Annotated in this window: 9 protein-coding genes and 1 riboswitch; of the genes, 4 read left to right on the plus strand and 5 right to left on the minus strand. The window is 64.2% G+C overall.

Going from position 1 to position 12026, the window contains the following annotated elements; genetic code table 11:
* Positions 1 to 565, plus strand: a 565-nt coding sequence (locus tag J6524_RS28005) for a transposase (RefSeq protein ID WP_225676637.1), incomplete at its 5' end; no start/stop codon positions are given.
* A 535-nt stretch (positions 566 to 1100) separates the two neighbouring features.
* On the opposite strand, the gene purH is transcribed toward J6524_RS28005, so the two are convergent.
* The 3 genes from purH to J6524_RS28020 all read right to left on the minus strand — a co-directional run bounded on the left by purH (position 1101) and on the right by J6524_RS28020 (position 6378).
* On the minus strand, positions 1101 to 2693 hold the full coding sequence (gene purH, locus J6524_RS28010; RefSeq protein ID WP_225676639.1) for a bifunctional phosphoribosylaminoimidazolecarboxamide formyltransferase/IMP cyclohydrolase: 1593 nt from the start codon (positions 2691 to 2693) through the stop codon (positions 1101 to 1103).
* Positions 2694 to 2716: 23 nt separating this feature from the next.
* A riboswitch (ZMP/ZTP riboswitch) is annotated at positions 2717 to 2797 on the minus strand.
* A gap of 351 nt (positions 2798 to 3148) precedes the next feature.
* Positions 3149 to 4861, minus strand: a complete 1713-nt coding sequence (locus tag J6524_RS28015) for a heparinase II/III family protein (RefSeq protein WP_225676641.1) — start codon at positions 4859 to 4861, stop codon at positions 3149 to 3151.
* 164 nt (positions 4862 to 5025) lie between these two features.
* Positions 5026 to 6378: an RsmB/NOP family class I SAM-dependent RNA methyltransferase gene (locus tag J6524_RS28020; protein ID WP_225676643.1), complete on the minus strand. Its 1353-nt coding sequence runs from the start codon at positions 6376 to 6378 to the stop codon at positions 5026 to 5028.
* Positions 6379 to 6538: 160 nt separating this feature from the next.
* Here J6524_RS28020 and J6524_RS28025 point away from each other — a divergent pair, with 160 nt between their 5' ends.
* Together J6524_RS28025 and J6524_RS28030 are read left to right on the plus strand one after the other, a co-directional pair.
* A complete protein-coding gene (locus tag J6524_RS28025; protein WP_225676645.1) occupies positions 6539 to 6748 on the plus strand; it encodes a DUF1674 domain-containing protein in 210 nt (69 codons plus the stop codon).
* 179 nt (positions 6749 to 6927) lie between these two features.
* Entirely contained in the window at positions 6928 to 7404 is a 477-nt protein-coding gene (locus tag J6524_RS28030) for a thermonuclease family protein (RefSeq protein WP_312002499.1), read from the plus strand.
* A 47-nt stretch (positions 7405 to 7451) separates the two neighbouring features.
* Here J6524_RS28030 and J6524_RS28035 read toward each other — a convergent pair whose 3' ends face one another.
* Together J6524_RS28035 and acs are read right to left on the minus strand one after the other, a co-directional pair.
* On the minus strand, positions 7452 to 7964 hold the full coding sequence (locus J6524_RS28035; RefSeq protein WP_225676648.1) for a L,D-transpeptidase: 513 nt from the start codon (positions 7962 to 7964) through the stop codon (positions 7452 to 7454).
* Positions 7965 to 8405: 441 nt separating this feature from the next.
* On the minus strand, positions 8406 to 10358 hold the full coding sequence (gene acs, locus J6524_RS28040) for an acetate--CoA ligase (protein WP_225676651.1): 1953 nt from the start codon (positions 10356 to 10358) through the stop codon (positions 8406 to 8408).
* Between the two features lie 371 nt (positions 10359 to 10729).
* Between acs and J6524_RS28045 the strand changes: the two genes are divergently transcribed.
* On the plus strand, positions 10730 to 11905 hold the full coding sequence (locus tag J6524_RS28045) for a DNA topoisomerase IB (protein WP_225676653.1): 1176 nt from the start codon (positions 10730 to 10732) through the stop codon (positions 11903 to 11905).
* The last annotated feature ends 121 nt before the right edge of the window (positions 11906 to 12026 follow it).

Here is a 12026-nt window from a genome sequence, read left to right on the forward strand (position 1 = left end):
AAACAGGAGCGAGCATTCCACACCGGACGTCGTGCAGAGGATGCAGAGGCGGCTCTTGAACAACATCGCCCTTGAAGTTGCCAAGCTCGAGACTGCGATCGTAGCCATGGTCAAGGCGACGCCGCATTTTGCCGAGCTCGCCGAGATCATTGAGAGCGTGCCGGGGCTCGGCAGGATCACGTCCGCTGGTCTGATCGCGGCGATGCCTGAACTCGGCCAGGTCAGCAACGAGATCGCCGCGGCCCTGTTGGGGGTGGCTCCTTATGATGACGATAGCGGCCGACGTCACGGGCAGTGCCAAATCAACGGCGGGCGCCGCAAGATCCGCAACCTGTTCTATATGGCGTGTCTCGGGGCCGCGACCCAGCACAATCCCGTGCTCAAGGCGTTCTATGCCCGCCTGATCGCGAAGGGAAAGGAGCCCAAAGTTGCGCTCACCGCCTGCATGCGCAAGCTCATCGTCATCGTGAACACCATGATCGCACGGCGCCAGAAATGGGATGCTAACCGTTACAACCTGAGCAATCCCGCTCGGCTTCCGCCGAGCGCATGCCCAGCCAAATGACCGGTGAGCGGACGGGGTCAAGGCCGTCAGCCGCCGGAGGCGGTGGCGCGTAGCGCCAGCCTTGAGCCTGGCCGATTACCGGTCTACGAAAAACACAGTTGCTCCCTGGTGAACGGCTTTATTGCCACCATCGCCCGCGAAAACTTAGCTCTCGCGGACTTAACGCCAGCACCGCGGCATCAGAACCACACGACTTCGCCGTACGCCTCCGGCGCGCAACGTCTCTCGCGCGATCCGCGTCCATCGCATCTCAGCGCGCGTTCGTGACGTGGCCGCCGCCCCTCATCTTGCGGTGAGACGAGCGGAGTTATGCGACTGATTTGGGTGAAAACGGAAGCGGAATATTTTTGCTTCCGGGGCTTGACGTGATTTCTGAAAATCAGAAGTGATTTGCCTATCGGGCAACCACATCACCGATGCCGTAGGGTGGGCAGAGCGCGAGCGTGCCCACCGTCAGGCCATTCGATCGGTGTTGGATGGTGGGCACGTCGCTTGCGCTCCTTTGCCCACCCTGCGATTTTTCATTCAACGTCGCTCAATGCCGGAAATGCCTGACGCCGGTGAACACCATCGCGATGCCGTGGTCGTCGGCAGCCTTGATCACTTCGTCATCGCGCACGGAGCCGCCGGGCTGAATCACGGCTGTGGCGCCGGCTTCGATGCAGGCCAGCATGCCGTCGGCGAAGGGGAAGAACGCATCCGATGCAACGACCGAGCCTTTTGTGAGCGGCTCGGCAAGTTGCAGCTCGGCCGCGGCATCGAGCGCCTTGCGCGCGGCGATGCGTGCGGAATCGACCCGGCTCATCTGGCCCGCGCCGATGCCGACGGTCGCGAGACCCTTGGCGTAGATGATCGTGTTCGACTTGACATGCTTGGCGACGCGGAAGGCGAACTTGAGATCGCGCAACTCAGCATCCGTCGGCGCGCGCTTGGTCACGACCTTGAGCGACATGTCGTCGATCACGGCATTGTCGCGGCTCTGCACCAGAAGGCCGCCGGCAACGGTCTTGGCTGTCAGACCCGCCGTGCGCGGATCCGGCAGCCCGTCGGCCAGCAAGAGCCGAAGGTTCTTCTTGGCCGCAACGATCTTGATCGCGTCTTCGGTTGCATCGGGCGCGATGATCACTTCGGTGAAGATTTCGGTGATGGCGCGGGCCGAATCCGCATCGAGCGTGCGGTTGAGCGCCACGATGCCGCCGAAGGCGGAGGTGGAATCGCAGGCGAGCGCGCGGCGATAGGCGGTGATGAGGTCGGGCCCTTCGGCGACGCCGCAGGGATTCGCGTGCTTCACGATCACGCAAGCCGCGGTGCGCTGGGGGTCGAATTCGCCGATGCACTCATAGGCCGCATCGGTGTCGTTGATATTGTTGTAGGAGAGCTCCTTGCCCTGCAGCTGCCGCGCGGTCGAGACGCCGGGCCGCTTGTCCGGCGTGGCGTAGAACGCCGCTTTCTGGTGCGGGTTCTCGCCATAGCGCAGCGACTGGATCAGCCGGCCGCCGAAAGCACGGAAATCCGGCGCGTCGGTCTCGTTCTGCGCCGCGAACCAGTTCGAGATCGCGGCATCATAGGCGGCGGTGCGGGCATAGGCCTTGGCGGCGAGGCGGCGGCGCAGCGCGAGCTTGGTCGCGCCCTTGTTGGCGGCGAGCTCATCGAGCACGGCCTGATAATCCTGCGCCTCGACGACCACGGCGACGTCGTCGTGGTTCTTGGCCGCTGCGCGGATCATAGCGGGACCGCCGATGTCGATGTTCTCGATGCACTCCTCGAAATCAGCGCCTTTGTCGACGGTTGCCTCGAACGGATAGAGATTGACGACCAGCAGATCGATCGGCGCGATGCCGTGCGCCTTCATCGCCTCGGCATGTTCCTTGTTGTCGCGGATCGCGAGCAGGCCGCCGTGCACTCTCGGGTGCAGGGTCTTGATCCGGCCGTCCATCATTTCGGGAAAGCCGGTCAGTTCCGAGACGTCTTTGACGGGTAGCCCGGCCGTGGCGATCGCCTTCGCGGTGCCGCCGGTAGAGACGAGCTCCACGCCATGGCCAGCGAGCGCCGTGGCGAATTCGATGAGGCCGGTCTTGTCGGAAACGGAAAGCAGAGCGCGGGTTACGCGGCGGGTCGTATCAGTCATGGGCAAGGTCCTCTGTCAGGGGATGCTTATGCCCAGGCGTGCGGCGATTGTTCCCGCGCTTCCCGATGGTGCTCCATCCAAAGTCGCCAGTCGCGCGAGAGGGCGCTGGTTAGCAGCTTTTGACTGACTTCACAATGACGGTTTCGAGCGCCTTCGTAGCTTTTGGGCGTAATGGGCGCACATTGACTAAGCACGGGAGCTGCGTTCCCTCCCCCCTTGCGGGGTCCGAGACGAGCGAAGCTCGCTCGTGGGTTAGGGAGAGGGGTGGCGGCAACGGCGGTGTGCGTTGCTTAATCACCATCATACCGGTCTAACCGGTCGGCAATTCGCCCGGTCGGTGTTCGTGGCTTACCCCTCTCCCTAACCCACGAGCGAGCTTCGCTCGTCTCGGACCCCGCAAGGGGGGAGGGAGCTCACCGCCCGTGGGGCGAGGCATCTAAAGCAATGACGAGCAGCTAAAGCGGCAGTTCCGGCTCGCGGCGGGCGCTGCGCCGCGCGTTGGTCGTGGCGGCTGACGCGCTCGAGCGGACAAAGCTCCAGCGGATCGAGGAGGCGTGGCGGGAGTCCTGCCGGATCACGATCTGGGCGGTGCGGCGCGGGCCGTCATTGCCGGCGAGAAACACGCTGTCCTCGAGGTCGACCTTGTCGTCGAGCGCCTCGAAGGTCCAGACGTCGCGGTTGGGCAATACCAGCATGACGCCGCGCGCGTCGCTGAGGCGGCTCGCCTTCACGGCGGGATGCAGATGAAAGCGCAGCGCAAAATCGGTCGCGCCCTTGATGCGCGCGCCCGGCGCCGGCGACACGGTGTCCTCGCCGTCAAGCCGTCCACCGTCCTGCGAGATCATCAGTACCCGCCGATGCAGGATGCCGAAGCGCGCGACATAGCCGTCCTGCGAGGCGGTCAGGAGATCGCCGTCGGCCACCGCCTCGCGGTAGCTTTCCACATTGGCCGGACCGCTGACGATCGGCGAACCCTGTAGGAGGCGTTTCATCGCCGACAATTCGACGAACTGGCAGGACGACGTGTCGTGATAGGTCAGCGTCGAATGCGCCATCGTGCTGCGGGCAAAGGTACGCCAGTTGTCACGACCGGTCGAGGGCATGCCGCAATTGACGACGATGCGGCTCGCGCCCGACGACAATTCGAACGAGAGACAGCCGGCGTGGGCTTCCTGGCTGACATTCGGCGGCGGCGGCGGGCCGGTATCGATGATGACCGTCGTGGTGCCGGCATCGAGGCGCTGGAAGCCGGTATGTGGCATGCTCGCCATCGGCACGCCATGCGTGTCGTCATAGGCCAGCAGCGTCGCCACCAGATCCGAAGGCGCGTTGCTCATGCCGTTGAACAGCGCAAAACTGCCGTCGCCATGACGGAAGAAGCGCAGCATCGGCATCATGCGATCGATCGCGTTCAAGAGCGCCGGCGGCGGCGCGATGTTGCGGGCGGCAAAAGTCTGGCGCAGCGGCAGCAGGTCGCTGAGCAGCTCGACCAGCGCGCCGGGATTGCGCGAGATGTGCCCGCCGTCGGGCAGGATCTGGCGCTGCAATTCGTCGGACAGGCGCCGCGTGGCAGCGCGGATGTGACGCGCCTGGTTGGCAAGGCACAGCGAGGCGTAGCACAGCGCGATCAGCACCTGCAGCCGCGGCACGCCGTCAACGATGTCGAACATCGCATAGCGCAAATAGCGAATCTCGCGAGTCAGCCCGCGCAGATATTTGCGATAGAATTTTCCATCGGTGTCGCCAAGTACCAGCGGCGCCTGCGACAACAGCGAGATCACGCGGCGCGCCAGCACGTCCGGGCGGCGCTCCAGCGGCCGCTTGCGCGCGGGATTGGAGATCCAGTCGTCGACCAGCGAGCGCGCATTGGCGCGGGTCAGCGCGGTGTCGGCGGCGCGCAGGTGCCGCAGCCAGCCAAAGCCGAGCAGGGCGGCTTCCCAGTCTTCCGACGGCGGTTCGAGATCGAAAATCGAGCGGCCATGGCAGGTCACGATCTTGCCGGCGAACACGAAGCGGCCGGCATAGATCTCGGCGGCGCGGGTGGCGTCGGCGGTACGCAGGTCATGCGGCGCGATGATCAGCCGGTCGGCGCGCCCGGGCCACAGCCGCGACACCGCCACCGTCGCTCCGGTCGCGCGCGCGATCACGGTCCGCGCCGAGCGGCTCATGATAAGCGTCGAGATGCGTCTGCGTTGAGCGACCGACACGCCGTGCCTTGGAAAGGGAGGGAGGGGTATTCTGGCGAATCCTTTTAATCCGGAAACGCCGGGATGGCACCATCTTGAAAAGCCACGAATCACCCGAGGGGCGGGCCGGGAAATTCCATTTAAAATCAGGACGATTTAACCAGACGCGCCGCGTAAAATCCATCCAGCCCGCCGAGCCGGGGGTCGGAATGGGGCAAATGGCAGGGCAGGGTGCGCAAATCGCCTGACGCGGTCAGGATTTCGCTGAGGCCTGCCACCTCCTCGGCCCCGATTGGGGCGCGGTGCACGCCGGGCTCAGTGGCCAGCAGGGAAGCGACAGCCTGCTCGCCTTCCTCGGGCTCCAGCGAACAGGTGCAATAGACCAGCGTTCCGCCTGGCTTGAGCAGGGCGACCGCCTTCTGCAGCAATCGCTTCTGCAGCGCCGTGAGCGCCGCAATATCGGCTTCCTGACGCAGCCAGGCGACGTCGGGATGGCGGCGGATGGTGCCGGTCGAAGTGCAGGGCGCATCCACCAGCACGCCGTCATAACCGCCATTGCCGCCGCCTTGCCATTCGGCAGCATCGGCCACCACATTATCGGCCTGCAGCGAGAGTCGCGCCAGATTGTCGCGCAGCCGCGCCATGCGCGCCGGCGAGCGATCGACCGCGGTTACGCGCGCGCCGGCCTGCGCCAGTTGTGCGGTCTTGCCGCCCGGCGCGGCACAGAGGTCGACAATGGATTTGCCGGCGACGTCGCCGAACAGCCGCGCCGGCAGCGCGGCGGCGGCATCCTGCACCCACCATTGTCCTTCGGAGAAGCCCGGCAGCATCGTCACCGAACCCTGCAGCAGGGTACGCACCGTCCCGGTAGGCAAGGTCTCGCCATGCAGGCGGCTCGCCCATTGCGGCGCGTCTGATTTCACAGTGATGTCGAGCGATGGCTCGTTGCCGATGGCGCGCGCCATTTCACGCGCGGTTACCTCGCCGTAAGTGCTGATCCAGCGCGCCAATAGCCACGGCGGAATGTCCAGCGTCTGCGATTTGACTTCTTCGATCAGCGGTTGTCCCTCGCGGGCGCAACGGCGTAGCACGGCGTTGACGAGGCCGGCATATTTGGCGGCGCGCCGGTCCGATTGCACCAGTCGCACCGAGAGGTCGACGGCGGCATGATCGGGCACATCCATCCAGAGAATCTGCGCCGCACCGATCAACAGCGCGCTCTGCGCGCGCGGCGCATCCGTCGGAATGCCGCGATCGAGCAGGCGTGAGAGCAAATGGCCGAGCGTGCCGAGCCGCCGCAGGATGGTAGCTACCAGGCGGCGCATCAATGCGCGGTCGCGATCGGCGAGCGCCTTCAATCCGGGATGGGCGCCTGCGCCGTCGAGCTGATCGTCGAGCGTGCGACGCTTGTGCAGCACGCCGTCGAGGATGTCAGCCGCGATCCGTCGCGCCGCGAGGCCGGGCACTTCTGAAGGTACTGCGAATCTTGAAGTGGGCATGAGGCAGGAATGTCTCGGAAGGCGGAAAGGTTTCGGCTCATGCCATGGACAATGAACAACTCGTGTGCCATGCGAATATGCCAAATGTAAGAATCGCCACAGACAATTTTGCGAATGTGATGTCATCTGCGCGCTCATCCCGTGCTATGGGAGGGTTGCGATGACCGACAATTCCTCAACTGCCGCGCCCGTCGCGGAACGCAAGAAGCTGACGCCTGCGGCCGAGCGCGCGCTCGCCGAGGCGGAAGCACGCCGCAAGGCTGCGGAGGCCAGCGCCACCACGCTGCAGAGGGAATTCCAGGGGCCGAAGGGTCTGGAACCGACCCGCTACGGCGATTGGGAGCGAAACGGGATCGCCTCGGATTTTTAAGCGATATTTTTGAGGGGCGCTGGCCCTTGCCGGATGACCCGACTCAGCTCTTAGTCGGGCATATGCCCTCCTATGAGCGAATGAATCCATATCGGCGCCGCCGTCCAGGTCGCCGCTTGATTTCGGCGGCGCTGCCATGGGTGTTCGTGGCGTGCGTGGCGGCGGCAAGCAATCTGCCAATGCGCCAATGGATCGACTGGCCATGGTCGCGTCCCGCCGACAGCCAGGCCGCGCGTGATGCAGAGACGATCTTGAAGCGTGCGGGAAGCCCGGACACCCGCCATGCCGTCGACGTGATCCGCACGATTGATGGCGATACCTTCGAGGCGCGGGTTCATCTGGAAGGCGGTGTTGATCTCAACACGCGGATCCGCCTGCGCGGCATCGATGCGCCGGAGTTGAAGGCATCTTGCCCGCAGGAGCTGCAGATGGCGGAAACCGCGACGGGCGCGTTGCGCGCATTGCTCGGCGAAGGCGACGTCCGGATCTTCAATATCGGGCCGGACAAATATGCCGGCCGCGTTGTCGCTGATGTCGCGACGCGGCGTACCGGAAATGTTTCGACGGCGATGATCAGCGCAGGCTATGTCCGCAGCTATGGCGGCGGGCATCGAAACAGCTGGTGCGCGAACGCGAGCCAAGCACTGCCGAAATGAAAGAGCCGCGCGAATCGCGCAGGCCTTGTTTTCAATTCAAGCGCAGATCAGTGAGTGACGGTCACGGTCGTTCCGACCGATACGCGCTGATAGAGATCGGTGATGTCTGCGTTGAGCATCCGAATGCAACCATAGGATACGAAGCCGCCGACCGAGTTCGGCACGTTGGTGCCGTGAATCGCATACTCGCCGCCGGCCAGCGTCAGCGCCGCGACGCCCATCGGGTTGCGGGGCGAGCCGCCGGGGATGACGTCGGGCATGTCGGGCTTGTCGCGCTTGACTACGCTCGGCGGCGACCAGGCCGGGTTGAGGTACTTGCCGTCGATCTTGGTAGTGCCGGACCACTGCTTGCCGGCCTTGCCGACGCCGACGGGATAACGCATGGCGAGGCCGGATTCGAGAATGAGATAGAGGCGTCGCTCACTGGTCTTCACCACGATCGTGCCGGGCGCGTAATCACCGCTGACCCCGACCAGTTCCGGCCGCGCCTGCGCCGCCGACGACATCATGCTGCTCGCACCGATGGTGGCGGCCAACGCCACTGCAATGTTCTTCAACATGCCCCAGCTCCACTTGCCCGCTCCCGCTCAGGGGGTCCTCAAAATATCCTTTTCAAGCCTGACGGCCCGTAGTCTCGCCGGCGCATTGTTAGTCGCGCGGACTCACCGGCTGGTTTCATGCCGGCCTTTCGAGGCCCGTTTCGCTGGGCGGAACAAAGAAAATGTTTGAAATAAAGTAAATGACCGGAAAACAACACATGGCCGCGGAATGGTCAGCGAGGTTGGCCCACCACTGACAATTGCGTGAGTGTGAGGGATTTGGCGTCAGGCTCTGCGCTTGCTGTCCCGTGCATCAATGCCTTCGTCACCGCGCCAAAGGCGTGGGTGCCCGGGCATAGGCGAGCGGAAGCGACGCCGTCCTTTGGACGGCTATGCCGGCCACGACGGCGTAGGAAGCTTGGCCGCCTCCGACGCCGGAGTGCAAGCGTGAGGTGCGCCAGCCTACGCCGGCGCGCTCTTCTTGTTCTGCCGGTTCTTGACGAGATCGTCGACCACGGCGGGATCGGCGAGCGTCGAGGTGTCGCCGAGGCTGGACGGCTCGTCTTCGGCGATCTTGCGCAGGATGCGACGCATGATCTTGCCGGAACGCGTTTTTGGCAGGCCCGGCGCGAACTGGATCTGATCGGGGGAAGCGATCGGGCCGATGTCCTTGCGCACCCAGGCGACCAGTTCTTTCCGCAGCTCCTCGCTCGGCTCGGTGCCGGCCATCAGCGTGACATAGGCGTAGATGCCCTGGCCCTTGATGTCGTGGGGATAGCCGACCACGGCGGCCTCCGACACCTTGGCATGCGCGACCAGCGAGCTTTCGACTTCTGCGGTGCCCATGCGATGGCCGGAGACGTTGATGACGTCGTCGACGCGGCCGGTGATCCAGTAATAGCCGTCGGCATCCCGGCGGCAGCCGTCGCCGGTGAAATACTTGCCCTTGTAGGTGGAGAAATAGGTCTGCTCGAAGCGCGCGTGGTCGCCGAACACCGTGCGCATCTGCCCGGGCCACGATTTGGCGAGGCAGAGATTGCCGGTGCATTCGCCCTCCAGCACCTTGCCGTCGGCGTCGACGATCTCGGGCACCACGCCGAAGAACGGCCGCGTCGCCGAGCCGGGCTTGAGCTTGGTCGCGCCGGGCAGTGGCGTGATCAGGATGCCGCCGGTCTCGGTCTGCCACCAGGTGTCGACGATCGGGCAGCGTCCGTCGCCGACCACGCGGTGATACCATTCCCAGGCTTCCGGATTGATCGGCTCGCCGACCGAGCCGAGCAGGCGCAGGCTCTTGCGCGAGGTCTTCTTCACCGGCTCGTCGCCCGCCTGCATCAACGCGCGGATCGCGGTCGGCGCGGTATAGAAGATGTTGACGTTGTGCTTGTCGATTACGTTCCAGAACCGCGAATTGTCCGGATAGTTCGGCACGCCCTCGAACATCAGCGTGGTGGCGCCGTTCGCCAGCGGGCCATAGAGAATGTAGCTGTGGCCGGTGACCCAGCCGACGTCGGCGGTACACCAGAAGATATCGCCATCGTGATAGTCGAAGACGTATTGATGCGTCATCGACGCATACACCAGATAGCCGCCTGTCGTGTGCAACACTCCCTTGGGCTGGCCGGTGGAGCCTGACGTATAGAGGATAAACAGCGGATCTTCGGCGTGCATATGCTCGCACGGGCATTCCGTCGTCACCACCTTGGCCGCCTCGTGGTACCAGAAGTCGCGTGAGGGACTCATGTCGACGGCTGCGCCCGTGTGCTTGACCACGACGACCCAATCGACGCCGCCGGCTTTTTCGATCGCGGCATCGACATTGGCCTTCAGCGGCACCTTCTTGCCGCCGCGCAGCCCCTCGTCGGCGGTGATGATGACCTTGGACTGACAGTCGGTGATGCGCTGGGCGAGGCTGTCGGGCGAGAAGCCGGCGAACACCACCGAATGAATGGCGCCGATGCGCGCGCAGGCCAGCATCGCGTAGGCCGCTTCGGGAATCATCGGCAGATAGATGGTGACGCGATCGCCTTTCTTGACGTTCCTTGTGCGCAGGATGTTCGCCATCTTGCAGACTTCGTCGTGCAGCTGGCGGTAGGTGATGTGCTTCGACTGCGAGGGATCGTCGCCCTCCCAGATGATCGCAGTCTGGTTGCCGCGCTTGTCGAGGTGGCGGTCGATGCAGTTCCAGGCCGCGTTCAGGACGCCGTCCTCAAACCATTTGATCGAAATGTTGCCTGGGGCAAAGGAGACGTTTTCGATTTTGTGGGGCGGCTTCATCCAGTCGATGCGCTTGGCCTGTTCGGCCCAGAAGCCGTTGGGGTCCGAGACCGAGCGGGCATACATTTCCCGATACTTTGCGTCATCGACGTAGGCACGTTTGGCCCAATCGGCGGATACGTCGTAAATCTTCTCGGACATGCTTCCCTCCCACTCATTGCGGCCCGATGCCGAGGCGGCCGCAAATCGTCCTGAATTGTTGCAGCGATTATGCGTCGCGGGGCGATACCCGGACAAGGCGGAACGTCTGCGACCTTGGTCGGCAAGCCGGTTACCGAACCTTGTCAGAGATCAAAATCGCCTGATTTTTCGCTGGGCGCTGCAGGGCGAAATCAACGTTATCGCCGGAATGGCTCCCATGAAAGGTATCTAATAACCGTCAATGACGGAATCGGGACTCGCAAACCGGTTCATTACCCCCTAAATGGCCTCCCCGGGGCGGCGGCCCTCCGGAACGAAGCCACAATAAGGGGCATTACCGGCGAAACAGGCGGAGCAAGGCGACAACAGTCATGATGGATCAGCAGAATTTCGAGGCTACGCGGCCCGTTTCCGCCGATCCTGCCGTGGCACTGGCGCAAGCGCTCGGGCAGTTGCCGAAGGAACCCATCAAGTCGGTTCGCAAGCCGGCCGCGACAAAGCCGCACATCGTCGCCAAGACCTCCGTCGAAGAGCTCGCGCAGGAACTCGGCCTCAAGCTCGGCGACCAGAACAGTTTGACGATCCGCCGGGTCAAGCGCGGCAAGGGTTATTCATTCCATCGCGCCAACGGCACGCAAATCCGCCATGCCGGCACCATCCGCCGCCTGCATTCGATGGCAGTGCCGCCGGCCTATCGCGACGTTCGCTATTCGGCCGATCCGAATTCGCATCTGCAGGCGGTGGGCATCGATGCGGCGGGCCGGCTGCAGTACCGCTATCACGTCGATTGGGAAAAGGTCCGCGAGCATCGCAAGGCGCATCGCCTGGCGCGGCTGGTCGCGGCGCTGCCGAAGATCCGCCGCAAGGTCTCATCGTTTCTGTCCGGCGACGTGCCGACGCGCGAATTCGCACTTTCGGCGGTGATCGAACTGATCGCGCGCACCGCGATCCGGCCGGGCAATGAATCCTACGCCCGCCTCAACGGCACCCGCGGCGCCACCACGCTGCTCAAATCCAACGTCACGCTGGAAGACGACTGCGTCGTCCTGACCTTCAAGGGCAAGGGCGGCAAGGACGTGCGCAAGGAGTGCGACGCCGCCAAGCTGGTGCGCGCCATCGGCATCCTGCGCACCGTGCCGGGCAAGCGGATGTTTCAGTACCGCGACAATTCCGGCATTGTCCGCGGGGTCTCGACCACGAGCGTGAACGCTTTTCTGCGCGAGATCGCCGGCATCAAGATTTCGCTGAAGGATTTCCGCACGCTGATGGCGTCTGCAGTCGTGCTGGAATCGCTGTCGCGGATTTCGCCTGCGGCAAGCGCCCGCGGCCGCAAGAAGCAGGTGCTGGAAGCAGTGCGCGCCGCCGCAGACGAGCTGTCGAACACGCCGGCGATCTGCCGCAAGAGCTACGTTCACGATACCATCGTCACCGCCTTCGAGGATGGCATCCTCGAGCGCTTCGCCGCGACGATGAAGGGCTACCGCACGCAAGCCAAGCGCGAAGCGCTGCTGGCGCAGGTGGTGACCGCCGCGGCGGCGGTGGCGTAGAATCGCAGCAGCATCGTAACCCCTAAACCGTCATGGTGAGGAGGCGCGAAAGCGCCGTCTCGAACCATGTGGCCCGGCCGATGCCATTCATCCTTCGAGAGGCGCGAAGACGCGCTCCTCA

Source organism: Bradyrhizobium hereditatis (genome assembly GCF_020329435.1).
GTDB lineage: Bacteria > Pseudomonadota > Alphaproteobacteria > Rhizobiales > Xanthobacteraceae > Bradyrhizobium > Bradyrhizobium hereditatis.

What these genes read in the sequence shown, in the direction of transcription:
- J6524_RS28015 (WP_225676641.1), bottom strand. Translation starts at nt 4,861, where the DNA reads ATGAGCCGCTCGGCGCGGACCGTGATCGCGCGCGCGACCGGAGCGACG.
- purH (WP_225676639.1), bottom strand. Translation starts at nt 2,693, where the DNA reads ATGACTGATACGACCCGCCGCGTAACCCGCGCTCTGCTTTCCGTTTCC.
- J6524_RS28025 (WP_225676645.1), top strand. Translation starts at nt 6,539, where the DNA reads ATGACCGACAATTCCTCAACTGCCGCGCCCGTCGCGGAACGCAAGAAG.
- J6524_RS28035 (WP_225676648.1), bottom strand. Translation starts at nt 7,964, where the DNA reads ATGTTGAAGAACATTGCAGTGGCGTTGGCCGCCACCATCGGTGCGAGC.
- J6524_RS28020 (WP_225676643.1), bottom strand. Translation starts at nt 6,378, where the DNA reads ATGCCCACTTCAAGATTCGCAGTACCTTCAGAAGTGCCCGGCCTCGCG.
- J6524_RS28045 (WP_225676653.1), top strand. Translation starts at nt 10,730, where the DNA reads ATGATGGATCAGCAGAATTTCGAGGCTACGCGGCCCGTTTCCGCCGAT.
- J6524_RS28030 (WP_312002499.1), top strand. Translation starts at nt 6,928, where the DNA reads ATGCGCCAATGGATCGACTGGCCATGGTCGCGTCCCGCCGACAGCCAG.
- acs (WP_225676651.1), bottom strand. Translation starts at nt 10,358, where the DNA reads ATGTCCGAGAAGATTTACGACGTATCCGCCGATTGGGCCAAACGTGCC.